Annotated in this window: 21 protein-coding genes; 7 read left to right on the forward strand and 14 right to left on the reverse strand. The window is 32.2% G+C overall.

Annotated features, from left to right (window positions below):
- Positions 1 to 188 precede the first annotated feature (188 nt).
- A complete protein-coding gene (locus tag FP435_RS00280; RefSeq protein ID WP_265482762.1) occupies positions 189 to 800 on the forward strand; it encodes a tyrosine-type recombinase/integrase in 612 nt (203 codons plus the stop codon).
- Positions 801 to 865: 65 nt separating this feature from the next.
- The gene (locus FP435_RS00285) at positions 866 to 2,170 is read left to right on the forward strand and encodes a hypothetical protein (protein ID WP_265482763.1); all 1,305 of its coding nucleotides are present in this window, start codon (positions 866 to 868) and stop codon (positions 2,168 to 2,170) included.
- A gap of 595 nt (positions 2,171 to 2,765) precedes the next feature.
- Here the strand turns inward: FP435_RS00285 and FP435_RS00290 are convergent.
- The 8 genes from FP435_RS00290 to FP435_RS00325 all read right to left on the reverse strand — a co-directional run bounded on the left by FP435_RS00290 (position 2,766) and on the right by FP435_RS00325 (position 9,741).
- Positions 2,766 to 3,440 (reverse strand): class A sortase, encoded by a 675-nt coding sequence (locus tag FP435_RS00290; protein WP_265482764.1) that lies wholly within the window; start codon positions 3,438 to 3,440, stop codon positions 2,766 to 2,768.
- Between the two features lie 195 nt (positions 3,441 to 3,635).
- Positions 3,636 to 3,968, reverse strand: a complete 333-nt coding sequence (locus FP435_RS00295) for a hypothetical protein (RefSeq protein WP_265482765.1) — start codon at positions 3,966 to 3,968, stop codon at positions 3,636 to 3,638.
- Positions 3,969 to 4,044: 76 nt separating this feature from the next.
- Positions 4,045 to 4,416 carry a hypothetical protein gene (locus tag FP435_RS00300; RefSeq protein ID WP_265482766.1) on the reverse strand — a complete coding sequence of 124 codons (372 nt, stop codon included), beginning with the start codon at positions 4,414 to 4,416 and terminating at the stop codon, positions 4,045 to 4,047.
- A 3-nt stretch (positions 4,417 to 4,419) separates the two neighbouring features.
- On the reverse strand, positions 4,420 to 5,697 hold the full coding sequence (gene secY, locus FP435_RS00305) for a preprotein translocase subunit SecY (RefSeq protein WP_265482767.1): 1,278 nt from the start codon (positions 5,695 to 5,697) through the stop codon (positions 4,420 to 4,422).
- The gene (gene secA, locus FP435_RS00310) at positions 5,684 to 8,065 is read right to left on the reverse strand and encodes a preprotein translocase subunit SecA (RefSeq protein WP_265482768.1); all 2,382 of its coding nucleotides are present in this window, start codon (positions 8,063 to 8,065) and stop codon (positions 5,684 to 5,686) included. Before secA ends, secY begins: the two co-directional genes overlap by 14 nt.
- A gap of 4 nt (positions 8,066 to 8,069) precedes the next feature.
- Complete coding sequence (locus FP435_RS00315; RefSeq protein WP_265482769.1) at positions 8,070 to 8,234, reverse strand: preprotein translocase subunit SecE; 165 nt, start codon at positions 8,232 to 8,234, stop codon at positions 8,070 to 8,072.
- Between the two features lie 6 nt (positions 8,235 to 8,240).
- The gene (gene secG, locus FP435_RS00320) at positions 8,241 to 9,167 is read right to left on the reverse strand and encodes a preprotein translocase subunit SecG (protein ID WP_265482770.1); all 927 of its coding nucleotides are present in this window, start codon (positions 9,165 to 9,167) and stop codon (positions 8,241 to 8,243) included.
- Entirely contained in the window at positions 9,160 to 9,741 is a 582-nt protein-coding gene (locus tag FP435_RS00325; RefSeq protein WP_265482771.1) for a hypothetical protein, read from the reverse strand. The genes secG and FP435_RS00325 overlap by 8 nt, the downstream gene beginning before the upstream one ends.
- A gap of 188 nt (positions 9,742 to 9,929) precedes the next feature.
- On the opposite strand from FP435_RS00325, the gene FP435_RS00330 reads away from it, so the two are divergent.
- Complete coding sequence (locus tag FP435_RS00330) at positions 9,930 to 10,835, forward strand: C40 family peptidase (protein ID WP_265482772.1); 906 nt, start codon at positions 9,930 to 9,932, stop codon at positions 10,833 to 10,835.
- A gap of 109 nt (positions 10,836 to 10,944) precedes the next feature.
- On the opposite strand, the gene FP435_RS00335 is transcribed toward FP435_RS00330, so the two are convergent.
- The gene (locus FP435_RS00335; RefSeq protein WP_265482773.1) at positions 10,945 to 11,319 is read right to left on the reverse strand and encodes a hypothetical protein; all 375 of its coding nucleotides are present in this window, start codon (positions 11,317 to 11,319) and stop codon (positions 10,945 to 10,947) included.
- Positions 11,320 to 11,415: 96 nt separating this feature from the next.
- Between FP435_RS00335 and FP435_RS00340 the strand changes: the two genes are divergently transcribed.
- Positions 11,416 to 12,255: a site-specific integrase gene (locus FP435_RS00340; RefSeq protein ID WP_265482774.1), complete on the forward strand. Its 840-nt coding sequence runs from the start codon at positions 11,416 to 11,418 to the stop codon at positions 12,253 to 12,255.
- 238 nt (positions 12,256 to 12,493) lie between these two features.
- Here FP435_RS00340 and FP435_RS00345 read toward each other — a convergent pair whose 3' ends face one another.
- The 5 genes from FP435_RS00345 to FP435_RS00365 all read right to left on the reverse strand — a co-directional run bounded on the left by FP435_RS00345 (position 12,494) and on the right by FP435_RS00365 (position 20,369).
- Positions 12,494 to 14,728: a type IA DNA topoisomerase gene (locus FP435_RS00345; protein ID WP_265482775.1), complete on the reverse strand. Its 2,235-nt coding sequence runs from the start codon at positions 14,726 to 14,728 to the stop codon at positions 12,494 to 12,496.
- A gap of 70 nt (positions 14,729 to 14,798) precedes the next feature.
- Positions 14,799 to 17,210, reverse strand: coding sequence for a hypothetical protein (locus FP435_RS00350; protein WP_265482776.1), 2,412 nt, complete (start codon positions 17,208 to 17,210; stop codon positions 14,799 to 14,801).
- 12 nt (positions 17,211 to 17,222) lie between these two features.
- Positions 17,223 to 18,407, reverse strand: a complete 1,185-nt coding sequence (locus FP435_RS00355) for a hypothetical protein (protein ID WP_265482777.1) — start codon at positions 18,405 to 18,407, stop codon at positions 17,223 to 17,225.
- A gap of 35 nt (positions 18,408 to 18,442) precedes the next feature.
- Positions 18,443 to 19,432 (reverse strand): hypothetical protein, encoded by a 990-nt coding sequence (locus FP435_RS00360; RefSeq protein WP_265482778.1) that lies wholly within the window; start codon positions 19,430 to 19,432, stop codon positions 18,443 to 18,445.
- Between the two features lie 223 nt (positions 19,433 to 19,655).
- Positions 19,656 to 20,369 carry a hypothetical protein gene (locus tag FP435_RS00365; RefSeq protein ID WP_265482779.1) on the reverse strand — a complete coding sequence of 238 codons (714 nt, stop codon included), beginning with the start codon at positions 20,367 to 20,369 and terminating at the stop codon, positions 19,656 to 19,658.
- A 185-nt stretch (positions 20,370 to 20,554) separates the two neighbouring features.
- On the opposite strand from FP435_RS00365, the gene FP435_RS00370 reads away from it, so the two are divergent.
- The 3 genes from FP435_RS00370 to FP435_RS00380 all read left to right on the forward strand — a co-directional run bounded on the left by FP435_RS00370 (position 20,555) and on the right by FP435_RS00380 (position 26,808).
- Positions 20,555 to 23,359, forward strand: a complete 2,805-nt coding sequence (locus FP435_RS00370) for a hypothetical protein (protein ID WP_265482780.1) — start codon at positions 20,555 to 20,557, stop codon at positions 23,357 to 23,359.
- 1,392 nt (positions 23,360 to 24,751) lie between these two features.
- Positions 24,752 to 25,222 carry a single-stranded DNA-binding protein gene (locus tag FP435_RS00375; protein ID WP_265482781.1) on the forward strand — a complete coding sequence of 157 codons (471 nt, stop codon included), beginning with the start codon at positions 24,752 to 24,754 and terminating at the stop codon, positions 25,220 to 25,222.
- Between the two features lie 14 nt (positions 25,223 to 25,236).
- Entirely contained in the window at positions 25,237 to 26,808 is a 1,572-nt protein-coding gene (locus tag FP435_RS00380) for a Rib/alpha-like domain-containing protein (RefSeq protein ID WP_265482782.1), read from the forward strand.
- The last annotated feature ends 58 nt before the right edge of the window (positions 26,809 to 26,866 follow it).

A 26,866-nucleotide genomic window follows, 5' to 3' on the forward strand; every position in this document is an offset into this window, starting at 1 on the left:
CTATTTATAAACAAAAAAGAAAGCACTTTAATTATACAAATAAACATTGCATAATAAAGTGCTTTCTTTTAAGGGAACTAAAACTTCCAAGTTCAACCTTATGTACTTACAGAATCAGTGTATCATATTATTTAAATTGTAACAACTTGTTCTTTTAACCATATTGCTTTTAGGAAAGAAGGATGTGTATGCAGCAGATAGTAAAACCAATAAAAGATTCTTGGGTCTTATCATCTGTCCAAGATACCCTTTTAAATAAATTTGAATCAGGCAGACGTAACTATACTGTTTTTCAAGTAGGTAAAGCAACTCTTTTAAGAGTAAGTGACGTCTTACGTCTTAAAAAATCAGATGTCTATGATGAAAGTGGGAGAGTAAAGAGAAATGCTTATATTATAGATAAGAAAACAAAAAAGAAGAACGTTTTGTATCTAAAGCCAGTTAAAGAAGATTTAGAAAGGTATTATGATTGGTTGAAAGAATGGCAACTACATAATCCTGGTAAAAATGTATTCTTTAGCGAGTGGCTTTTCCCGTCAATGACTAAACCAGAAAAGCATATTGATGAAAGAAGATATTACATGATTATGCATAGGGTAGGGGAAATTCTTAATATTAATTATTTAGGCACTCACACTATGCGTAAAACAGGTGCTTATCGTGTTTACCAACAAACTAATCATAATATTGCTTTAGTTATGAAATTATTAAATCACTCTTCTGAGCAAATGACTTTAGCTTATTTAGGATTAGATCAAGAAGAAAGAGAGCATCTGCTAGATACAGTAGATTTTGGGTAAATTCTGTAGATTTTAATAGTAAAATAATGTAAATGATTTAACAATAGTAGAAAGTAACTTAATTTATGGACCAATCATTTAAATCACATGCACAATTTTTAGATATAATATTGCATGGTACACCTTTTATAGATATGAAGGAATTTTACACAAAGTTTGATATGTATAAAAAATATAGCAATAAAAAAAGAATAAAATTTTTCATTTATTCTGCATATTATGTTGATAAATACAAATTTAAAACAAGTAAAAATTGGGAAAGAATAAAAATTATTAATAAAAATACTAATAAGGTAATAGATTTTAATCTAAAAAAATATTTAACATACTTCCTGAAAGAACATAATTTGTCAAGTAAACTAGATGAAAGCGAGTTTGAATTTAATCTTAGTGACAACTGCAAAGAAATAAGTATATGTAATTCTACAAAATTAAACAAAGAACATCTTAAAATAATTGGAGAAAGTATTTACTTTGCATGTAATATGTTAGAAAGCATATTACAAGAATTTAGAATAGAAGATAAATTATTAAAAAAATGGTCTACTTTTGATTTAAATGATGTTCAAAAAATAGATATGAATGAGTATTATAATGATGTTAAAACTATATATAGCAAAGTAAAAAAACTTCAATATAATGATAAAAATAAAGGAAGCCATATTTTTGAGCAGTACAAAGGTGATTTGAAAAATTTGGACGTGACTTTTAAATCATTAAGTAGGATCAATATAAAGAAAAATAATCAAATTGAAATTTTAAAACTTCGTATATGGGATATACTAATGAGTAATAATTATACTTCCTATTTATCTTCTCCTAATACCGTAAATTTAGAGGTTAAATACATAGGTCAAGCTTTTGGAAATAATGGTGAACGTAACGTATACGATAGAATTGGGGGTGGCCATGAACATATCCAAAGATTAATGGCTACATGTCCAGACAATAAAGAGGTAGCTATTAATTTCTTTAGAATTGAACTAAGAAGTGAATTTGGTGGATTTGGAGGAGATCCCAAGCTAAAAGACATTCTAAAAGAAAAAATAGTAAATAAAACTGATAATGTGACAGCAGACAAATATGTTAATATAACCGAATTAGCATTAATTACATTTTTTAAGCCTAGTGATAACGTTGAACTTAAGAACAGAAAATTTAGTGCCTCTAATAATGATCTAAAGATAATTAATGAAATTAACCTTAAATATAATGGTGTTCTTGTCTATATGAATATTATAGATGAGAATATTAAGATGTTTTCTCAAGAGAGACCTTTAGGGGAAGCATTTATTCCTAGTAAGAATATAATACAGTATAAATTTGATTCAACCTTTTCATTTCTTATTCCTTTTATTAAGCAGTACTAACAATTATTACTTACTTTATACGATGCTTATGCAGATATTTACGGATATAGATGGTTCAACTTTACTTATGATGTTTTAAAAGTTATCCTTTAGAATCAGTACAATAAAAAAATTAATGAATAAAAGACTATTGATTAAAATGTTAGTTTTAATCAATAGTCTTTTATGTATGTAGTTAATATAAATGCTTATTCCCTATCATAATCTATGAATAATTTATCAAATTTTAGTGATTTACTTTAAGTTAAAAATCCTCCTTATACTAATTAAGTCGTCAATCATTAAATAGATTAAACAACTAGATAAGTTTAATTGGAGGAATTACTTATGAGTAGAAATTCAAAACAATATGCTGAGGATATTAAGAAACTTATATTATACGTACTTATATTTACTATGATTTTGTTGCTGAGCATATCTTACGTGAGGTTTAATCATAATATCTGGAGAATTATATTTTCAGTTAGCATTCCAATCTTAATCATGTCTATTGGCCAACTTCGAGAGCTTAAGTAAACAAAAAAGCACATCCCTGTATGAGATTTAATTCTCTACTAGTAGGGATGTATTTTTTTTCATATACTTTATTCAACTATTAAATGTTAAACATCTTTAAGTTACTCTTTGTAGCTTTTTGAACGGATACTAAACTTCCACGTACAGCCCAACGGTTAACCCCACCATCTGCACAAGTAATTAGAGTTACAATGTTGTCTTTGGTGTTATCAACAAGCCACACAGCATGTGGATCAACCTTAGCCTTTTTATAAACTTTATAAGTATAAATGTTCTTCAAGTTAGTTAAGTAAACATTCTGGCCAACTTGTACTTTTTCCACTGGAGAAAATAAAGCACCGTTATCAGTCATATAATGTCCAGCTAGAGGATAATTTCCTTTTCCCATAACTTGGTCAGCTCTCATAGTACAACCACCAGTAGCCATTGCATCGTCACTTAATCCATTTTCTATAGGCAAATTTAATCCTACACTAGGAATTGCAATCGCACCAACACCATAAGCAGTAGAAGTATCATCTTTAGCCTTTTGACGAGCACGAGTAACTTGTTTCCAAGTAATATCTTTTACTTTCGAGTAGTCAAACTGCCCTTTTTTCTTTTCGTTTTTAGCAATCCTTTTCTTGTTTAAGTGATGCAATGCTGTTTGCTGAGTATGATGGACTACATTATTTTGAATTTTATTATTAAACAATAAGAAGCAGCCTAACCCAATAAATACAAGCGATATAAAAGTAATTCCGAGCTTTTTCATGATACTTAATTCTCTTTCTTTTGCATATTTGCTAAGTTATTAGCTTTAGAATCTACTACTTAATCCACTTGGTAAGTTCATCTTCTGAATAGTTGACTTCATCTACATAAGGATTAAAAATAGTTTCTAAATCAGCTTTTTTTCTTGGTAAATCTCCTTCAAATTTCATGAAGTGTTACTCTCCTTTACGTGTTTCTAACTGAGATAATTTTGATTAATCATATTAGATGCAATTGTTTCTAATAAAGCATCAACTTGAATAACTTTATCCACGTCTTCTCTGTTCATTACCTTTTTAAGCAGTTCAACTCCTCGTTGGATATTTGCATCGGTAACATCTTCTAGATCAGTATATTTAGTGATTACCCGCTTTAAAAATGAAGGGTAAATAATGTTGCGCCAAATTTTACCATCACCTGCATCTTCTTCTTGAATGTAAGCTGTCCAATGGATTGGTCTACCATCAATAAAAATAGCTACGATACTTTTTTTGTTAGTAAGTTGATCTAATTGTACTTCAATAGTCATTTATTTTTCTCCTGTTTATTTATAGGGCAAATGTAATTTGCCCGTTCTTTGTTTTGTTTAAGTTAAGAGTAAGTTTCTACTCTCTTACTAGTTTTTTCCATAAATTATTTCCCTTATCAAAATTAACCTTATTATAAGATTTATTGTTAACAATAAAAGTCGGCGTAGAAATACTATCTAATTTATCTAGTTGCTTGCTAGTAAGCTTGTGAGCGTTAAGTAGGTGAACCTTTTTTCCATCTAAAGCATGTAGATAAAATAGTGGAATTAGAGTCTTTCTGCATCTTTTACACTCTGGCTTATAAATAATAGTTAATTCGTTAGGAGCATTCTTAGGATAGTTAGCATTAGTGGTAATTGAAGTGCGATATTTTACATAGGCTATTAAACTCCACCCTAGTGCTATTAAAATCATATAAAACAATATTGTCTTAACAATCTTATTCATTCCCTACTCCAAGCTAAATTCATTGTTTAATAAACTACCGTATTCTTGCTTCATAGTTAATCCTTTAATTTGACGAGAAACTTCAACGATTGCCCCAGTAATAATTAAGATACTTGAGCCACTAAGTCCTAGTTGTAAAGTAGAAGTTAAATTATTTGCAATAATAAGGGGCAAACAAGAAATTACAACCAAGAAGATTCCTCCTGGGAAAGCTAATTTCTTAAGAATCCTGACGATGTAATTAGAGGTTGGATTACCTGGATATACTCCCGGAATATAAGCATTGAGTCTTTGAAAACTTTCTGCGAGCTTACCTGGATCCATCTGAACAAAAGAATACAAATAAGTAAAGAAGAGAATCAATAGGCCATAAAGAATTACTCCTGAACCTGTTTGTAAGTTAAAAATATCGGTTATCAGTCTGTGCCAAGTGCTTCTCTCACTAAGCTTAAAAAATCCCAAAATAATTTGTGGAATTGAAAAGATTTGTGATGCGAAAATAATTGGCATAACCCCTGGAATAAGAATCTTTAATGGTAAGTAGCTTTGCTTACCTGTAATTGATTCTCTTTGCGCATATTGTACAGGAACCCGAAGTTCTGAGGTGGAAAACCAAAAAATAACAAAAACTGCTACGATTATCATAAAAATTACTTCAATGATTCCTGCCCAATTAACTTTTTCATTTATTCTAAGAATACCTCCTAGAATACCTATCATATTAGGAAATTTAGCGATAATTCCACCAGCAATCAACACTGAAACACCACTACCAAGTCCTTTAGAAGTAATTTGATCTGAGAGCCACACTCCAATAAAACTTCCTGCAGTAAGCAGAATACCAATTACAATATAGGTAAAAGGATTATTGTCTAAAACAAACTTATTGTCTGACATAGAGTTGAGTCCCAGCGTAATAGAAATTGATTCAGTAATACTTAAAATTAAGGCTAGTACTTTTGTAACCTTATCAAGTTTTTCTCTCCCAGTCTTCCCTTCCTTACTCCACTGAGTAAATTTAGGAACTACTTCTGATTGAAGAAGCTGAATTACAATTTGGGCAGTAATATAAGAACTAATTCCTAAACTCATCAAAGAGTATTGACTAAATCCACCTGCCGAAAACATCCCTAACATAGTTAAACCAGAGTTTTGGGATACCTTAGCTAAAGCGCTATTATTAACTCCTGGAATCATAATCAAGGAAAGTATTTGATAAAATACCACAATTCCAATAGTGACGGCTAAACGTTTTAGTATAATCTGTTTATTTTTCTTCATTTAATTGCTTGTCCTTTATTCTCACGATTGCTTTCATATAAGCTCTAGTAACATCCTTTTCAATGTGAGCGAGCATTTTAGAGTACATGATGTTAGCTTGTTTCTGATACTCAACTAAAGGATTATATTGACCATATTGACGAAAGGTAATAGTCATTCGTAATTGTTCCATATTATCAATGTTTTCTTTCCAATTAGCATCAATAGCTTTTAGAACTACAATCCTTTGGAAATTTGAGATTAATTCAGGATCATAAAGAGATTGCGCTTTTCTCTCCATTTCTCGTAAGGCAATGCCTAATAATTCTTTCTTAAGTTCTAATGGGCTAAGACGTGCTAGACTGTCTTTATCTAAGTCGGATAAACCTAAAGTATCTTGTAAGAAGATCATTAGACCATTCATATTTTTGATACTTTGATCTTGGTAGTAAAAGTCAACATTATTGCTGATAGTACGAGCAAAGATAGCCTTGATATAAGTATCCATATTATCCTGAATGTTAAGAACCTTATCTCTATCTGAGTACAATTGCTCTCTTTCTTCTCTTAAAATATCATCATAGCGCAAGGTATTCTTTCTTTCATCATAATAAGTTCCCTCAACACGTCTTTGAGCATTTAAAACCGAACGAGAAATAAGGCGACTTTTAATTGGTTTAAATTCCTCATTTTGCTTTATCAAGGTATTTTTAATCTTCTGTAATCCTTCCGCACCATATCTAATAATTAATTCATCCTCTAATGATGCAAAGAAGATTGAATCTCCAGGATCACCTTGTCTTCCTGCTCTACCTCTTAACTGATCATCAATTCTTTGGGATTCAAAGTGTTCTGTACCAATAACATATAACCCACCTTGTACTTTAGAACCTAATCCCAACTTAATATCAGTCCCACGCCCTGCCATGTTGGTAGCAATCGTCACAGCCCCAAGCTCTCCAGCACGAGCGATAATTTCAGCTTCTGCTTTATCATTTTTAGCATTTAAAATATCATGTTCAATTCCTGCTTCTTTTAATAGGTCAGACAATATTTCAGAAGAATTAACTGATCCAGTTCCCACCAAGATTGGTTGTTTAGTTTTATGGATTTCTTTAACTCTTTCAATAATAGCTTGATACTTAGCTTGCATAGTTGGATAAATAAGGTCTGGGTGGTCAATTCTTGCTATAGGCTTATTAGTAGGAATTGTAACAACTTCAAGGTGATAATTATCATAAAGTTCCTCTGAGGACGACTTAGCGGTACCAGACATCCCTGATACCTTTTTATACATTCTAAAGAAATTTTGATAAGTAATACTTGCTATAGTGCGGCTGCCATCATTTACTTCACAATTTTCCTTGGCTTCAATTGCCTGATGAAGTCCATCTGAGTAGCGACGACCATCCATCACACGCCCCGTAAAAGGATCAACAATCATAATTTTTCCATCTTTAACCACATAGTCTTTATCTCTTTCCATGGTGTAGTTAGCTTTTAGTGCTTCTTCAACATAGTGCGCTTCACTATAAGAGTTATACCCATAGATGTTTTTAAGCCCAAAGAATTTACTTGCTTTATCAGCGCCTGATTCAAGAAGAGAAATGGTTTTTGTCTCTAAATCTACCTGATAGTCATCAGGATCTAGCGTTTTAGCGAACTTATCTGCTCTTTCAAAAAGGTTTAACGCTGGTTTTTCTTCGTTAGCAATTTGCAATGGTGTTCTAGCTTCATCAATTAAGATAGAATCTGCTTCATCGACAATACAGTAATTAAGAAAACCATTCTTAGAAGAACGCTGCACCTTATCTTTTGGATAAAGTGCCATATTATCTCTTAAATAATCAAAGCCTAATTCACTATTAGTCGAATAAGTAATATCAGCGCTGTAAGCTTCCTTTTTTTCTAAGGGTGTTTTTTCAGAAGTATTAAGTCCAACACTTAAACCTAACCATTCATAAACTTGTCCCATCTCTAAACTATCTCTTTGAGCCAAGTATTCATTTACTGTAACTACATGAACGCCTTTTCCTTCTAAGGCATTTAAATATACTGGCATAGTTTCAGTTAAGGTCTTCCCCTCACCTGTTCTCATTTCAGCGAGATTGCCTTCATGTAAAACGATTCCACCTAGTATCTGTACTCTATACGGATAAAGTCCTAAAACTCGCTTGTCTGCTTCTCTAATAGTCGCAAACGCTTCAACTAATAAATCATTTAACTTTTCACCACGTTGCAAGCGTTCTTTAAATTCAAAAGTCTTATTTTTTAATTCTTCGTCACTTAAAAGGCTATAAGTTTGTCCTAACTCATCAATTTTATCTACTATTGATAAGCGAGCCTTTATTTGCCGTTGGTTATTTTCTATTAATTTTTTTAACCCCATTGACTTACCCCTTCCGTAAAATCCATTGATAAATCAAATCAATTAACCAGTAACTACCTGTAGCTGCTGCCATAACTACTAAGCATATTACTGTACCTTTTAAAGAAGCACTAAAGCTTGTCCAAGTACTCTTCTTTAAAATTTTCCAAACTTGCTTTAAATAGTTCACTTACTTTTACCCCTTCCAGTTATAGATAATTAAAATAATAGTCAAAGCAGCTATTAAAATTTCGGTTGAGCGAGTTAAAAAGAGTTTATATCCCTTTTCCTTAGGAATGCTAAAAATTGTATCGCCACCTGTTTCCGTTAAAGCATTCATAGAATCTTGATTCTTATTAGGCTGTAAAAATACCAAAATAATGATTAAGATACTAAGGATTAAAAGAACCACACTAATAAAAGGATTGATTTTGATGATCTTTGTACTTAAAGGAGTAGTAACAGAAGTAGGCATCTTACCTTGTGAAGTTTGAGAAGTTTTTGTAGAAGAAGTAGTAGATTTATCAGAATTTTTTACTTTCTTTAACTTCCCATTTTTATCAATTGAAAATGTTTCACTCTTTGTTGCATGGGCGATACCACTACTTGCATCTAGTTCATATCCTGAGGCTGCATCTGCTTGCAGAGCTACTGCAAAAAACTTGGGCACCTTTTGACTGTCTTGATACTTAATTAAGATACTTTCCCCACTATTAACTACTTTATGAAATGCTGCTTTTGCTTTAGCAGTACTACTTTCACTTTCAAGTAAGTTAACATAGTCTAAAACTTGAGAATTATATTTAACTAAACGACTTGGATAATCAGAAATATTAGCTTTTTGTAATGTCTCTTTAGAGTTACTAAGTTCTTTTTTTATTGCAAGAAGTTTTGGAACATCCTTTTTATCTAATTCAATCTTCCTGTCTTTACTACCTTTTTCAACTTGTTTAGCAATCAGCGCTCTAGCTTTTAACACGTAGGTAGTATTTTCATTAAATTCCCTATTTAAAGCTGTTTTAGTTAAAGGCTTTTTAGGAGAACATCCAGCAACACTTACCGCCAAAAAAGCTGCCATTAATATACTAAGAGCTAATTTAATATGTGACTTATGTTTAATCATTAATAATTCCTTGCTTTAATTCTTTACTGAACTTTTCTTCAAACTGATTACAAAAATCATTAATAATTTTATGCTGAGTATCAGCCGAATTAAGAAAGAAGAGCATTTCATCTTTCTTTGCATTCTTCCATTGATCTTTAATATCGATTCCTAATTCACAATACAAATAAATTACTTCAAAAGGTGATGGAATTAGCTTTAATTGTGCTTGGTATTCCTGACAACTTTCTAAAAGTGAATTTTCAATAGCTACCATTTGAGCATCTTTATAAGTTATCAAATGGCTATTTTCTATTACTTCTTTATAAAAGCGATCATTGAATAAGCGCAAAACGTTTTGATGAAAGAAGATAGGTAATGTATGCAGGGTATTCTTAATATCTGTTATTTCTTTAGCAGAAACATTCCATTCTTCTATTTCAGTCTCTGACATTGAGAAAAATGAAAGTAGAGTATAAATTGCCATTCCAGAATTTAAATTAGGAAACTTACTTTTAAGTTTTTTACTTAAATGAATTAAGTCGTTACCTAGCTTAATACTGTTATTAGCATAGGTTGTTTGCATATTGTCCATCTAAAAAACCTCCATAAAATTTATCATAGTTACTATTTTAATGATTTTTTGAGCCAACAAAGAATCACTAAAATTGACAGATTTTTACAATTTCACTACTAAATTAATTTTCTATGTAAACTAAGAACATAAAATAATTCATCTATCACAGAGTTATTAAATTATTATTTAGAAAGGACGAGTAAATAGTGGCTACTACTACTCATAAAAAGAAAAAAACAAATATTATTAGATTAAGCGGAGCACTTTTAACAGGGACAGCAGCAGTGACTGTGGCACAAGTTGCTAATGCAGATACCGTAACAGTTAAATCTGGTCAATCAATTACTTCTATTGCTATAGACAACAATGTAGATCCTAATGCTTTAGCTAAAGCAAACAATTTAGAATCTGTTAACTCAGTAATTCATCCAAACCAAACTCTCACTTTACCTACTAAAGAAAAAGCTCATAATACTAAGTACTATACCGTTAAAAGTGGAGATACCATTTCACAAATTGCTAAGAATCACCATATGAAGATTGAAAAACTTTTAAAGCTCAACAAACTTTCTTGGCAAAACTCTACAATTTACATAAATCAAAAACTCAAATTGAATAATCCTACTAAGAAAGCTAAGACCAAAAGTACTAAAGCAGTCTCACAAGCTCCTCAAGCAGTTCAAGGCCAAAATCAAAATGGACAAATCAGTCAACAAAATCAAAATATTTCTGTAAATCCTACTGCTGGTTCTACTCAAGGGCAAAAAGCTGTTAATTTAGCATTACAACTTACTCATATGAACATCCCTTATGTATGGGGTGGTGAAACTACATCAGGAATGGATTGTTCTGGTTTAGTCAAGTATGTTTACGCTCAATTAGGTTACAGTCTACCTCACAATACTGTAGCTCAAGAAGCTTACATCAATTACAAGCCAGTAAGCCAAGCTCAACCTGGTGACTTGCTATTTTGGGGTGGCCAAGGTTCCTCATATCACGTTGCAATCTATATTGGTGATGGTAAATTTGTAGCAGCACCTACTTTTGGCCAAAACGTATCAGTTGGATACATTTCACAATTTACACCAAGCTTTGCAGGTAGTCTCAAGTAGTGAAAGCTTAAACATCAAGAAAACATAACACAATAGGAAATCAAAAGTAAAAAAGCATCTCTAGTAGTGAAAGTTAGTAATAACTCTCATAACTAGGGTGCTTTTTCATTTAAATGACTCTGTAAAAATCCAAAAAATTCTCAAAATCTTGTATATTTTTACCATGAATGGTCATTGGTAAACATCTTCCTATAAAATAAATGACGCTGATTAGCTCTACCTGAGTTGGATCATAGTCAATGATAATTGAATAATTTCGATACTTACTATCAACTATTGGGTTAAATTGAACAGTACCATTAATTGCAGGAATATTGAAAACTTGTCCTTCATGGATTCTATCTAATATAACTCGGCCAACTTCTGCTAAAGAGATATACATTTCATTGTTTAACTCTTCTTCAACGTCAACACTCCTCATTAAAATCTTAAGTGCTTTTGATACATAACCTTGATTTTCTTTATTTAATTGAATTTGTTTCATTTTGTTTAACTCCTTATCACAACTTATCCCTACTTGCTCAAACTGTACTTGCCCGACTATAATTAATAGGTACCTATGTTAGAAAGAGGGCGTCTCATGTTTCCTTATGCAAATTCTTATGTAAGTTATTGTGAAAGAGAAAGACACAAATCACCAATAACTATCAATAAAGAAACTAGTGCTTTAAAAGCTTTTTGGAGCTTTTATTTAGCTAGAATCCCTAGTGATAATCCTAGAATCGATGATGTCACTTCTAATGATATTCGCTATTTTCTAGACACTTTAGAACAGGAAAAGAATTATCGAAAAACCACTGTTAATAAATACTTGTCTTTTATTAGAAGCTATTTCATCTATTTATATGAACACCACTTAATTTCTTACTACCCTCTTCTTTCAATTAAGGGAAGATCAATTAATCTTAATCAGAGAGTGGTAATCAATTGGGAAAAACATATTGAGCAAATTGCAAGCTTACCCCTCATTCAGCCTTTTACAGTATTGACACTAATTGCCATTTCTCTTGGCTATCATACAAATGAGGTAGCTTCACTTACTAGGGATGATATTTTATCTAGCACCAATGATACCTTTATTAAAGAGTACGTAGTAAATCACACAATTAAAGATAAAAATGATATTGCTTATCTGTTTCCAGCAGCAACTAAAGACGGCCATTTAACAGCCAATACCTTAGAACAGCATTATCTAAAAGGAAATGAAAAACACCTACAAATGTCGCTATCTCTTTATCAATTACGTATTAGTCATATCTACGGAAAGCTTTCCCAAAAAGTTATTAATAAGCCTAAAGTACTAGGTGAATTAAAGCTAACAGAAAAAACTTTAGTTTATTATCAATATATGCTTACTAATTATGTCCGCCTAGAAAAATTTGTCATGCCTAAGCCTATTCGTTACTCTCTGCCAGATTAATAATTGCTTTAAAGATAAATCATTGCTATAATATACTTTGGTTGAAAGACCTTTTCTCCTGGTTGTTTAATATTAACTAGGACACTTTAAATAATGATTTTTAAAAATCTTGGCTTTTAAGTCAGGATTTTTTGTTTGCAGAAATAAAAATTAAAATTCTTTAATCAAAAAGCCGAGCATCTAAGATGTTCGGCTTTTTATACGTTTAACGTCAATTCAAATACTTCAGCCACTTTTTTTATTTAGTAAATCCTAATTTATACTTATCATCCTTGTTATCATGAATAAGCTTTAATTTAGCGTCAAACTTAGTACCATCCTTTTTAACAAAGTTCTTCTTAAGTTTAGTAGTTTTACCCGCTAGTAGTGCTTTAACATCAGTTTCAGTAAGAGCTTTATTACCAATTAGCTTTTTAAAAAGGATAAAATCACAATCTTTATTAGTACATTGATAGCGGTCGTACTTTTTATTTTTTTCTCTCTTCTTGGTATCCTTCACAAAGATAACTGGTGATTTACACTTTGGACAAGTACCTAAAGAAAATTTGCTATCAAACTCACCTTTCTTTTTTGCATAATAGTTTTTGATTTCTTCTTCATCCCAATCTTGGATAGAATGGTTAATTTCAGCCGTTATCAAACTCTTAGTCGCATTTACTAAATCACTAGCTCTACTTTCACCAGCCTTAATTTTAGCGTATTCTTCTTCCCACTTCGCAGTAAGAATGGGACTACTAATATCAGAATTTTCAAGTATTTTATTAATTAACCATCCATTAGGAGTTACCGTAACTACGTCTTTATTATCGATATTGATATATCCTTTTTGTTCTAAGCTTTCTAATGCTTGATCTCTAGTAGCTGAAGTTCCAATTCCCTTCGCATTTTTTAAGATATTGGCATAACGCTTATTTTCAATTAACTTGTAAGCTTTTTCCATTAAGCCCCCTGTTTCATAAAGCTGGATAGACTTTAAAGGACTAGGAGGAGTAGTTTGAGATACTTTTGAGCTGATTTTTATCGGTAGAATTTCTCCTTCTCTAAAGTATTTAGTATAGTCAATAACTTCTTTTTCTTTAGTCTTTCTTTTCTTAGGTTTACTTGGTGCAATATCTTTCCAGCCGTTTTCAAGTGTTCCAGTATTAGATGCAGTAAATTTTTCACCATTAACATCTAGCTCCAAGCTAAATGAACTATAAGTATAAGGTTTTATGAATAATGCCACGCTTTGCCGTACCACCACTTCATACATTTTTCTTTGATCGTCACTTACGTCTGCAGTTGGCGTCATTATTTTATCTGTAGGAGTAATAGCATAGTGTGCATCTGCTTTAGATTCTGTAGTTAAGTACTTCTTTAAATGATCTTCATCCATTTCTTCTACTTTGTCACTATTGATACCAACTAAGGCTAAATACTCGGGAAGTTTTTCTTTTAATTCATTATAAGTATCAAGTGTAATCTTAGGAGAGTCAGTTCGAGGGTAAGTTTGGTAACCTTCATCATAATTTTTTTGCATTACGCTTTTACTCTTTTTCTGACTCCAACCATATAACTTACTCATCGTCTTATATAATGCACCTTTAGCAAATAATTTAGGGGCATAAGTATGTTTTACTTGAGATGTGACTTTAATAACCTTACCATCCATATTAGACTTAATTAAGCCTTTATCATTTAAAAGTTTAATAAATTCCTCTTTAGGATTATTTGTACCATTCCCTACAACACGTAAAGACGTGCTTAAAGGGATGTTTAGTTTATCCTGGTTAAGTTGTCCTGTAACTTGAAAAACAGGCTCAGGAGTAAAATTTTTAATTTCTGCATTCCAATCACAAATAATTCTCAAAGTAGTAGAAATGGAACGTCCTACAGCAAAGTTACCATAGATTCCCAAGTCACTTATTTTCTTTGTGTAAACTCTACTTAAGTTCATTCCTATTAGCCAATCGGCTCTAGATCTTGCAATTGCTGCATTAGCACTTTTCCAAGTATCTGTAATTGGCTCCAAACGCTTAAATTCTTTTACGATACTAGCTTTAGTCGTAGCAGTTGGATACGCGCGCAAAATTTGTTTATTTTTTAGTACACCTGTAAAAAGTAAGATGTTAAAAGCGATTGCTCCACCTTCATTATCTTTGTCGGTAGCAACAATTATTTTGTTAACATCACTTCTCTGCACTGCCTTTTTAATATCAAAGTAGTATCCTTTGGAATCTTCAATGAAGTGATACTTAAATTGTTTAGGAATAATTGGGAGAATATTCAAATTAGTACGATCTTTATACTGCTCTCCGTATTCTTCTGGTTCTGCAAGTTCAATTAAATGTCCTCTAGCAGAAACTACAATAGTAGTTGGATCTAAAAATGTACTTCCTTGAGCTAGATGTGCTTTTGGCTTATGTTTTATTCCTAAGGCGTCCATATACTTACGGGCTTGATCTGGTTTCTCTGCTAAGATTACTGTTGCCATAAATTTCCTTTCTAAAAAACATCCCTTAGAATATAAACATTTTTGCTTATCTTAGGGATGTCTTTTTATTTTATAGTTCTGAAATTCCTAATCCTGCTAAAGTATTAGCACGTACCGTTTGCATATTTGCAAGAGCTGCTTGTGACACAGAATTTTCTTGCTTATAAACTTTAATACTATCGCCAACTTTTGCTAAGTCAACATCATCAGCCAACTTATAATTTCCTGGTAGCTTTTCAGCTGAAAAGCTTAAATGTCCATCTTGACTGACAATTGTACCTGTTCCTATCTGTTGCCCTGTTTGAGCATCAATTAAGGCTACTTGGCGACTACCATTATCTGGATAATTAGGAAGTGGTAATTCTACTTTAAGCCCTTGAGAGTTAATCTCTAAACTTCCTCCATGATTTAATGCATGAGGAAGGTTTAAAGTAAAGTTTCCTGTATCATCAGAAGTAGTAGAAGCAATGACTTCATTATTATAGATTGCTTGCACAGGAACATGTGGATCAGCTGAGCCCGTAACTTGAGTTGCGGCTGCATTAATAGCCACAGTATTCAAATAAGTTGTAGGATGGTCATTAGCTGAATCATCACTTGGAGTAGTAGCGCCACTACTTGCTGGATTATCTGCTTGACTCGGAGTAGTGCTACCTGCATTACTTGATTTTGGCTTGTCTGCTTGAGAAGTACCAGAAGAATCTGCATCAGAGTCTGAATTTTGTTGAGAGTCTGAACTTTCTCCTGAATCTGGAGTAGTATGACTTTCATCTCCGTTATTATCTGCATCAGAGCCTACAGCTTGTGAATCTCCACTTACGTCACTTCCACTTGTTGGGTCATCTGCTTGACTAGTAGAAGTGTTATCAGCATCACTTTGGTCAGTCTCTGCTTGAGAGGCACTAGATGTGTCTGGATTTTCTCCTGAATCTGGCGTAGCATAACTTCCCTCTCCGCCATTATCTACATCAGAGCCTGTAGATTGCGAATCTCCGCTTACATCACTTCCGCTTGTTGGGTCATCTGCTTGACTAGTAGAAGTGTTATCAGCATCACTTTGGTCAGTCCCTGTTTGAGAAGCATTAGATGTGTCTGAATTTTCTCCTGAATCTGGAGCAGTATGGCTACTATCTCCACTACTATCCGTATTAGATCCAGCAGACTGTGAATCTCCACTTACATCACTTCCGCTTGTCGGATTATCTGCTTGACTTGGGACAGTGGTACCTGCATCACTTTGTACTGGAGTGGTTGCTTGAGAAGTATTGCCACCTTCTCCATCAGTTCCTGGAACTGTCTGTCCCGAGTTTTGACTTGAAGTACCTGATGTTGTTCCACCAGAAGGAGAAGTTTGACTGCCTGATTGTGGAGAAGATGAACTACTTGGAGTGGTCGAAGTCCCAGCTGAACTAGTTGGTGTGGTAGTTGAACCAGAAGAGCTAGAAGAAGTAGTTGTTTGAGTACTACTTGGTTGTGTAGTAGGAGCTGAGCTAGTTGGCTTAGAATAACTACCACCTGTTGAAGCTTGTGAACTACTTTGTGAACTTGGAGTAGAGGTACTTGGGGATGTCTGAGTGGCTTTTCCTGAACCAGAATTTGATCCCGAGGAGTGAGATTGACTAGCGTTTGGAGTATTTACACTCTGACTTGGTAATGAACTTGTACTGCCATTCGTACCATTACTACTTTCATCAGTGGAAGCTTTATTAGATTTTGAATTACTTTCTCCTGAGTTTACTCCAGAAGGATTTTTTAAACTAGTAGAAGCGCTCTTAGAATTATCTGAACTTGCTTTATTGTCAGCAAGTTGAGTTAACCCTGCACTCCCTTTATCTTCCTTAACACCACTGTTTGAAGAATCTGAACCAGATAAAGCTTGTAACACATTACCTTTTGAATCTTTATTTTTAGCATCAGATTTTGAACTAGAAGCTGAACTTGTACCTAAAGCTTCTGCTGTCTTTTTACTACTTGAAGCTTGCGCTGCCAATTTCGACAAACTTGCTGAGCTATCATTACTAGTATCACTTGCAATTAAATCATTTAAGTCACTACTGCTATCATCCCTAGTATCTGATGAATCGTCATCTGAACCAATCAAGTCATCTAATTTGCTAGATTTTTTATGTTTTTTAGATGACTTAGTATGAGAATGCTTCTTACTCTTTGGTTTAGATTTATATGGTGAATCCCCACTATCATCTTTTGTTAAGTTAAAGCCATCGTCTTTTTTAGGAGCTGCTACTTTACTAGTATGAGATTGAGCTACATATCCAATTCCTCCAACAAGAAGTAGTCCTGCCGCAACACCACCACCTACTTTGAGGGATGTTGGAATCGCTTGCTTAGAGTTCTTTTTTCCTTTTTTAGTACCTTTTTGCGATACATTTTTTGGTCTTGGTTTATTTACTAAAACATTGTTTTTAGGAGTAGATTTTTTTAATGATGTTTTTGATAAGTCATCATCGTTACGTGGTTTCATGTCTTGTCCTTTCTATAACCTATCCATTGCATCTTGATTTTTCTTTAATTCAATTTGAGCTTTTTTTAATTCAGATTTGTTAAGTTCATTGTTTTTGATTTTAACTTTTAAAATCTTATTGGCCTTATAAAACTGGTCATAGATTTTTATTCTCTTAGTCAGTTCACTATTGTCCAAAGGTTTAGCAATTTCTAAAGCTTGTTTAGTGTCTCCCGACTTCATAAGTGCATAAGCAACCATAATTCGTCTGCTGTCTGCCATATCCTTAAAACCTTTATCATCTGAACCTTTGTAAACTTCTACTGCATCTTGATAATTTTTTTGGAAGTAATCATTATCAAAATGAAGTAAATCTGAATTGTTGAAAGTAGCAATCTTACTTGCTACTTCTCCTTTATCTTCAACATCTTGGTCATCAAGCATCTTATTTTCTGCATCTACGGCCTTACTTGGATAGTACTTAGCGGCTTTCGCATATTCGCCTTTTGAAATAAGAGTTGAATACTGAGGAAGAGTGTTTTTTTTACTTTGCATAAACCTTAAAGATTTAATGCTAAAAAAACCAACTAATAACACCACTAAAAGTAGGCTCGGAATCAAGATATTTTTAATCTTTGTTCCTACTGCTTTTTTAGGTCTTGGCATACTTTTAACAGGAGGTGGTGCTACTTTAGGCTTATTAACAACCTTTTGTCTCTTTTTTACTGGTTGCTTTTCATTGGGGATAGCAAGTGCAGAAACTGCATCATTTTCCAAATACTGATTTACATTTTGAATATTTGGAGAGTGAGTTAACTGACGTAAGATTTTTGCTAAGTTAATTCTCTTAGCATGACCTTCTATTGTAAAAATATCCCAAATACTGAGCATTGCTAATTTCTTTAAAAAACTTGCACTAACTTTACTGTTAGTCTGAATTGCGAGTCTGACATTCCCGTATCTAGGATTACTTTTAATCTTGTAGAAAGTATCTAAAATTTCCTCTTCTATTTCACTTTGTTTAGCATGATCGAATTTTGTGGCTGACATTAATAAAAGATATATATCTGGTGAATAATTATCTAAGACTTGTTCTAAATTATGAAAAATCGGTGCATTTTTATTAATGACTTCTAATTCTTTAGTGTTTCCCTTAATATAGTCTTCAAAAATATGAAAAGGCTTATCCATCATTCCTAGTAAAATTGTCGATACCACTCATTCTCACCTCCTACTTTAAGTACTTACTAGCTTTAAATTGTCACTAAAACTTTATTTTCATTAACTTGGAGTTGACGTGTAATACTTAAAGCTAACGCCTTTTTAATTGCACTATATTCACTGCTTTCAATAACTCTGACTTGCTGAAGCATTGAATTGACTGAAAAGTTAACTTCTGCCAAGTAAACTACTTCGTTATCATCAAAGACTGATCCAAAATATTGGTTAAGCATTTCATAAGTACTTGCACCAATTTCTGCGTAAGTTTTAATGTCTTTAACCAATAATTGGTGAATTAAAACTTTTCCAATCAGCTTTTTGCCTAAATCGTATCCATACGTTGCATCCCAATGTAAGTCCCACTCTTCATAAGCTGGAGTTTCTAATGAAAAAGTGGCACTAAAAGCTGGCGTTACTTCAAAATCTTGGTTATATGGCACATGTAACAAGCGACTAAAACCTTTGATGTCATAATTAGTTTTTACTAATTTTTTTTGAATCTGATCGTAAGCAACCATAATTCCTTTTTTATAAAATGTCTTAGCTAAATCCATAATTTCTTTGTAAGAATTTTCAAAGTGTCGTCTGGTAAAATTCATTAAAAATTCGTTATTATGGCGATTCAAATTACTTTCATACACCTTTTCTGAAATCATTTCATCAAGAGTGTATAAAAACAAAATATTAGAGTTTGCTTTACTAAACGCTTTTTCATCAAAGTTATTAGTCGACAAAGTATCAGACAGTAAAAGTGAGAAACCTACTTGATGTCCCTTTTCAAAGGAGTAGCTCATCGCTGATCGAAATCTACTGTCTTCTAATTTATAAATTTCAGCTTGTTTTTTAGCTTCTAGCTGCTTAAAATCATGGTCTCCATGTTTTTGCAAGAATGTTTGAAACAAAATCGCATAATATTCTAAACTATCCGAAAAAATAGGATTAGTACTACTAAAATAGTCCTTTAAATATTTTTGCTCTAAAGAACTAATTTCTTCTTGAGAATAGTTATGATTACTTATCAACTTTTTTCCTCCTCTTTCTATAAATTTTGACAATTAAAGTCATAATAATTGTACGAGTAAGAACCAATTTACGGGGAAAAAGCAAAAAAAGACAAATTCTTCTCAGTTTTAATTACTTATCTACTTAACAATACATATCAAAAAGACCGCCTAAAAATTTTGATATGAACCCCAAAATTCGGACAAGAATTTCGGGGTTCATATCATTTTAGTCGGTCTTTTTTTAGCCAATTTCTATTTGGTAAGCTTCAAATTTTGGATAATGAGTTATTCCCTTGAATCCTAACCCCGCTGCTACACTATAATCCAACTTTGTTGGCTTTGTAGTGTATTTTTTACCTAATGCAGTTAAAACAAAACCATGATTTTTTAATACTTTATATAAGTCAGGATTCATAGTTGCATAAATAGTGAACCGATATTCAGCAGTATTTTCATTGAGCTTAGTAATGTAATGCTTTAAAGTATCTAAATCTTCTTTATCTGGTGGCAAAGTCTTACCCTTTTTCTTAATAAAAGAATACAAATTTCCAATATACGTATGCTCTTGAGTAAAGACAAGCTCAAGAGAAAATTCGTTTTCATCTTCTTCATTTTTCTTATAGATTCCATCATAAACATGCCAAGATTGTGGAATATAACCTTTGAAGGCTAAATCAGCCATTACCTTTTTAGAGTCCGAGCGTAACCATCTAGCTTTTCTATTTACGCTAAAGTAAAAGAAAGTATAGATTATCATCCCCAAAAACACAAAGTTAATTAGCAAAAAACTATAATCTCCTGGCACTAATATTGCAAAGAAAGCTAAACTCAAAATAACTTTCATAAGCCAATTAAGTCTATTAAGTGACTTTCTATATTGGTGATAAGTCACATAAGTTGTTAAATTATAAATTTTTTTACTATACTTCTCCCTTAATTCAAAATTATTTTTCACAACGTACCCCCTAAAACAAGTTACAAAAAGTTTTTTCAAAAAAGAACTGCAAATAGCGTAGAATTTCAGCGTATGTCAATGTATATAAACGTTGATTTAACGGCATTTTTTACAATCTTCATATTTACAAAACTAAAGTAGTACTTTAATAGTATTATCAACTCATTTTTAAGGAGATTTTTCATATGAAGACTTATACAACTAAACGTCATAAAGAACCTATCAATTTAACTGATAATCAATTACTATTTTTAAAATTAATTGGCAATTTTGGATTCGTTAATGCTAATCAACTAAATATACTTTGGAGCGTAGTACAACGCTATCCGACAACTTTCTCTAGAGCTATTTTAAAGCAATGGTGCAGTTATGATGGACTTCTCAAATATACACCAAAAAGCCATACCCAAAAGATCAACCATGCTTACTACGTTTTAACTAATTCTGCTAAAAAGTGGCTTAACGAGTTGGGATTATTGGCACTTTCAAAAGAAACAGTTAGTGTTAACTCTCATAATGAGCAAGCTATCGAATCTCTTATCCAAGGACTGTACACAGCAGTTTTCAAGTATGAAGAATTAGGATTTTTCCACCCCTACCTCATAGATAAAGATACATTTTATTATGCAAGTGGCGAAGAAGTATTTGCTAACTCTTTAGCTGATAATTTTAATTATCCTACTCAAACTTATAGTTATACCATTACCATCCCAAAAATCACCCAAATTGAAACACTAAAAGAAGCCCTTCTATTACTTACTCAACACGGAGTGAAAACAATTACTAAAACTAACTTGCTTAGAGCTACAAGGATTTTAAGAAGATTACTTTTAAACGGAGATATTAACGTAGATAGTCTTACAACAGCCCTAATGGAGAATGGTCTTACAATTGAGCAAAGTCATTCCTTAGACTCTACCATACTCTTCCCAACCACTTCCCATACTTCTCCTAGAATTGTCCCAACTGTATCCCGAAATAATAATGAAGATAAAAACCACTTTGATATGCATTTCGTATTTTTAACCCAAATAAGCATAAATAATAGGCTTTTTCCAACTTTTAAAGGTACTTTGATAAACTTCCCCACTTCCCTATTCTGGTCAAAAGATAGCCTTAAAAAACACAAAAAGCAGACAACTGTAGTACAAAACAAGGACATCTTTAATTTACAAGATAATTTAAATGATTTACTAAGTGATAGTACCTCTATCTTTAAGCAATCATTCTTAGATAAAGAGATAGATAAATCATCAAAAAAAATAAACACCATATACCATGCTTTCCTAAACTTTCAGTCAATTTTTTTAAAGTTGCATGACTCTGCATCTTTTAACAATAAGAAATACTTATCTAATAGTGATACTTTAAATACCTTTACTTATTACTACCCACGAGCAGACATCAAAGTTACAGCAAATTTCAATAATCCTTTAGATTCACTAGAGCAAGTTGCATGGTGTTTTGCTAACTTAATTATTGAAAAAGATGTTTTAGATCACCTTACACATTCAGCCGAGTCGTATAAGCATTCCTTAAACTTAAATTATCGTTATACTACTACCAGCGTACAAAGAGGAATTGACTTAATCAGTAACCCAGCCTTTAACTTACAAGACTACGACTTTAGGAGCTTTAATCAGCAATTTAATATCGAATTTGCAGCAGAAAATAAACTTCCCTTTGTCAGTGATATGATGGTAAGCTTTAAACGAAATAACAAGAGACATGAACTTTTTATAGAATTAGATAATAGAACCGAAGGAAACAAAACCCAAATTCAAAAAATACTTAATTATATTTGGTATGCACGTAAGCACCCTTCAATTAAAGTTTCTATGTTTGTAGCATTAACAGATGGTTCACTAAACTCACCTAAAGTCCCTCAATATGTCAATATTGGGCGAAAACTTGGTAATCTCTCTCAAAAATTAGTAACTACTTACTTACCTAATGGAGAAAGTCGCCTTTACCTCTCTCAACTTTATCAACAAACACCTAACTTAGATATTTACTTATCAGGAGTATCCGAAGTTCACTTTGATATTGCACACGTTTTACTTGGTAGCAACTTAGCAAGTGAGTATGTCGGCCAAGCTAAGCACTTAGAAGATTTTTTGAAAGTCAAGTTTAAATCTACTTATAGGGATGTTTCTTTAACACTTAGTGAAGATCTTAAACTCCTTAGTCATAATCCAATTTACTTTTTAGAAAATAAAGACCTTAGCAAAGACGTTTTACATGGAGAATTAGTTTACACATTCCTTTTAGGAGAAAAGAGTATCAAACAGACCTTGATTTTTGGTTTAGAACACGAATTAAGTTCAATTTTTAAAATGCACGACTTGCTTAATACATTGCAAGATATTGATAAAAGAGAATATAATGCTCCAGCTAGTATCTATCCACCTAGAGGAGCGAAATTAACAGCTATAACACTTTCTCAATATAAAAAAGAACTATCTTATCCTAATGATAAATTTAGTCCTACACTACCTTTTATTTATCAGCCACTATTCACGCAAAAAGATATTCAGACCCTTAAGGAAAAACGTTGGCTATTGCAGCACTATAAAACTCCAATATTAAAAGACTTAGTTTCAGATAAGGAATATAAAAGTTTTAAGAATGCTAGTCAAAAAGAAGAATATTTAAATAGCGTTAAAGTTAATGACATTAGTGATAATGTATTTAAAGATTTAGTTACCAAATTTCCTCAAGGTATTTATGCTCTCCCGAGCTTTACCTTACCTGAATATTTAAAGATTTTTAAAGAAACCTATAATATGTCCATCCCTAAAGAGAAAGTAACCAAAGAAGTAAACATGTATACACAAATTGTAGATAAAAACCAAATCAAAAAAGAGTTAGCCCTTAATTTAGTCAATAAAAAAGATAAAGGTAAACCTAGTGCTACTTATGATCTAAGTTCCTTTATCTTTGGACTCAATTCAACTCTTCCTTTTGCTAGAAGTAAGTTAAATTTCTAAAATTAGACAATTTTTGCCATTCGCTTTAATTAGGACTTCTTTGCTAAGATATTTCTTGTAAGTAATTAATAGTTGATTCTTTAACATCTATCTCCTATTAATTACTTACTACACTTATTAATCAACTAGTATGGTGTAACTTATTTCTTTTAATTGTTTTAAATATACAGTGAATATATGTTGCAAGAGAATATAATAAAACTTTTTAACGTTTCCACATCCAAAGATTTCTTTTAAAGCTTAATTATTTAAGCAATCTGAGATTATAGGTTGAAATTACTTAGTACTTAATCCTCGTTCGATTATTACTTAATAATTCCACTTCTTTAAATACTTACGCAAGACTAACATTTAATTTGATTGTCATGCTACTTGACGGGTTGGCTTAGAAAAATTTATTATTTACATGTAATTGCTAGGCAACTTAGTAACAATTTAAAACTTGATTTTCTTAACAGTGTTACACTCTATAACTTTTTGCCTATTTACCTAATTTACTAATAAAGATAACAACAATTAGCTAATAGCCTTTCAACTAATAACTTCATTAATTTTCGAGATCAAGATTTTAACAATTTTAATATTGACAATAAGTTTCTACTTTCATACTCTCAACTCCACCATTACTAGTTTGATTTTACCGTCTTTCATATTAGAGCATTCCTTATAGGTACTTTCCTTCCACCTTAAGGAATGCTTTTTTGCTATACGCCTTTGTATTTTAAAGAAAAATTGCTCCTATTAAGCTAAAAATCAAAAAAGAATTTCCATTGTAAATTAGGGGGTTTTAATACTAATATACTAGTGATTTACAGAAATCAATCTATTAAAAATAGTAAAAATAATTAATTTATTTTTATTTTATATACAATCATCAATATTTTTTTATAACAATCAAAAAGAAATCCATTTTACATATTTTGATGATAAAAAACAGAAATTATATTTAATTCATATACAAATTAATCATTACTCTAAAATATACTTTTTAAAAAATAAATCTCCATTGTAAATTAGGGGGTTTTAACATTGCTTTATCAGTCTTTCGCAAAAATTATATATTCTATAAAAAATTAAAAACTTAGTATTTATAATTCCTATATTGTAATACATCCCTCTTTGTACTTTTATCTTTTTACAGCAGCTCCGCTAAAAATTACCTTTCTTCTTCTTTATAAGTAACCCTAACTTATCAAAATCTTACTTAATACATTAGATAAGATACTTTCCCTCTTTAAGGGATGTCTTTCGACCTTTTACACTACTTTAGTTATAATCCTTCATTTTTTGCATTTTATCTACAAATTATACTTCTTTGATACTCTTTAATTATTGTTGTGATGCTTAAAATAAGCACCTATTCAATTAATACGATAGAAAGAAGGTTTAAGGATGAACTCATGTGATTTCATTGGTCGTTTAACTGATGATATTACCGTTACCACAACCCAAGATGGAAAAAGTGTCGCTCAATTCACCCTTGCTGTTCCACGCAATAAAGATACTACCGACTTTATTCGTTGCAATGCCTGGAATAAAAATGCTGAGCACTTGGCACAATACTCTAAAAAAGGTGACAGAATAGGAATCTCTTCTCATGTTCACACTGGTTCATATAAGAAAAAAGGTACTACCGTTTACTACACAAAATTTATTGTGAGCTCAATTACCCTTATTGAATCACATAAAAAAGAAGCAAATACTACTTCTACAAATTCAAACAGTCAAATGGTATCTCCATCTGATCCATTTAGTTCGGATTCTACCAGCAGTCCTGCTAACGTTACTAAAGAAAAAACGCAAAGTGAGACTGAAACAAGTAATCCAGACATCGAAGAACTAGTAAAAGATTTACCAATTTAAAGGAGAAATAAGATATGATTCGTAAAAAATTTATTGTTTCATTATGTGGAATTTCATTATTAAGTTTAGGAGCTGCTACTATCTCCCCTGCTATTCATGCTAATGCAGATGATGCGGCTACTACCCAAACTACCACTTCTAGTGCTACTACAACTAGCTCAGTTCCTACAACAAGTAACACAACTAGTGCATCCCCAGCAAATAGCAATGCTACAGAACCTGCTTCCACTAGTTCAGCTGCTAATAATACTACTTCTAATAAAGTAGCTCCACAAGGACAAACTATCAGCGTAGGAGTTAACGAATTACCAGAAGCTTACCAAGGTATTGCTAATCGTGCATCCCTACCAACTGGTACCACCTACTCTTGGAACTTTGCTCCAAATACTGCTACTCCTGGTGAAAAGGACGCCAAAATCAATGTAGTTTACCCCGATAAAACCACTACCGTGGTATCTATTAAAGTTGATGTAGTAGCAAATAACAGCTTTAATGGTAAAGTTAGCTTAGTAGACAAAGATGGTAAAGTAATTGGCCATACTTCTACTTTGACTGGTAAAATTGGTGACCACGTAACTGTTCCACTTCCAAAAGGTTACGTTTCTGCTAATAGCAATGCAACTAGTATTGACTACATCTTAAATAAAGATAAAACTCCAATTACTATTAAAAAAGTAGACGAAAATTCTGCAAAGAGAACGATTAAGATTGTTTCTCCAGATGGAACTTCAACTACGATTGAACAACACGCTAAAGACGGTAAGTTTCCTAAGTACACTGTCCCAGTGATTAAGGGTTATACTGCAAGTCAAAAGGAAATTCCTAGCGTAAGTGAAAAAGAGGGCGCTAACAAGAATATTACCATTACCTATAAAGCTACTTTACCTAAGTGGACTGTCGGTTTAAAAGGCTATAAAGTAGTAGAAGCGGGGTCAATTACTAGAACTATTAACTTTGTAGATAAAAGCAATAAAAAACTTGCTCCTTCTAAAACTGAAACGGTTAACCGTGAAATTTTAAAGAAGACTACCTCTTCTACTCCTACTTCAACTATTGATTCTAAAAAAGCTGATAAGAAATTAAACAATGATAAAGGATACTTAATCGTTGAAGTAGATCCTAAGACTAATAAAACAACTGTTGTAGGGGATGAACATAAATTAGCTGATGTGCAAGCACCGACTATTAAGGGCTACACTTTAAAGAACGCTAAGTTGCAAACTATTAAAGGTCAATACTTCTGGCTTTCTACTGCTGATTCACTTAAATCTAATCCTAAGTTAGACAACGGTTTATCTAAGTACATCTTGACTGATAGCACTATTAATGTTGAATACGTGGCTGGCTCAAATGCTGATGCTACTGGTAGTGCTACTGGCACTAATGCAAACGACTCGAATTCTGGTTCTTCTAATGGAAACGGCATTACTAATGGTGGTAGCCAAGCATCTACTGCTTCTGGTTCTCTTTTACCACAAACTGGTGCTAACCCAGCTAACTGGCTTATCGTTTCTGGCTTATCAGCTATGGGAGCATTAGGTTTAGGTATTGCAGGCGCAGTTAAAGAACGAAAAGAACAAAAATAGTAATTAATACATTAAAAAACATCCCTTGCTATGGTTAAAGTTAGTTTTTCCTTACCAA

Origin of the sequence: Lactobacillus sp. PV037 (genome assembly GCF_014522345.1) — a bacterium.
Lineage (GTDB): Bacteria > Bacillota > Bacilli > Lactobacillales > Lactobacillaceae > Lactobacillus.

Coding starts and splice junctions, on each gene's coding strand:
- FP435_RS00300 (WP_265482766.1), bottom strand. CDS start 4,416: ATGAATAAGATTGTTAAGACAATATTGTTTTATATGATTTTAATAGCA.
- FP435_RS00335 (WP_265482773.1), bottom strand. CDS start 11,319: ATGAAACAAATTCAATTAAATAAAGAAAATCAAGGTTATGTATCAAAA.
- secY (WP_265482767.1), bottom strand. CDS start 5,697: ATGAAGAAAAATAAACAGATTATACTAAAACGTTTAGCCGTCACTATT.
- FP435_RS00285 (WP_265482763.1), top strand. CDS start 866: ATGGACCAATCATTTAAATCACATGCACAATTTTTAGATATAATATTG.
- FP435_RS00375 (WP_265482781.1), top strand. CDS start 24,752: ATGAACTCATGTGATTTCATTGGTCGTTTAACTGATGATATTACCGTT.
- FP435_RS00295 (WP_265482765.1), bottom strand. CDS start 3,968: ATGACTATTGAAGTACAATTAGATCAACTTACTAACAAAAAAAGTATC.
- FP435_RS00345 (WP_265482775.1), bottom strand. CDS start 14,728: ATGGCAACAGTAATCTTAGCAGAGAAACCAGATCAAGCCCGTAAGTAT.
- secA (WP_265482768.1), bottom strand. CDS start 8,065: ATGGGGTTAAAAAAATTAATAGAAAATAACCAACGGCAAATAAAGGCT.
- secG (WP_265482770.1), bottom strand. CDS start 9,167: ATGATTAAACATAAGTCACATATTAAATTAGCTCTTAGTATATTAATG.
- FP435_RS00280 (WP_265482762.1), top strand. CDS start 189: ATGCAGCAGATAGTAAAACCAATAAAAGATTCTTGGGTCTTATCATCT.
- FP435_RS00380 (WP_265482782.1), top strand. CDS start 25,237: ATGATTCGTAAAAAATTTATTGTTTCATTATGTGGAATTTCATTATTA.
- FP435_RS00290 (WP_265482764.1), bottom strand. CDS start 3,440: ATGAAAAAGCTCGGAATTACTTTTATATCGCTTGTATTTATTGGGTTA.
- FP435_RS00370 (WP_265482780.1), top strand. CDS start 20,555: ATGAAGACTTATACAACTAAACGTCATAAAGAACCTATCAATTTAACT.
- FP435_RS00350 (WP_265482776.1), bottom strand. CDS start 17,210: ATGAAACCACGTAACGATGATGACTTATCAAAAACATCATTAAAAAAA.
- FP435_RS00325 (WP_265482771.1), bottom strand. CDS start 9,741: ATGGACAATATGCAAACAACCTATGCTAATAACAGTATTAAGCTAGGT.
- FP435_RS00340 (WP_265482774.1), top strand. CDS start 11,416: ATGTTTCCTTATGCAAATTCTTATGTAAGTTATTGTGAAAGAGAAAGA.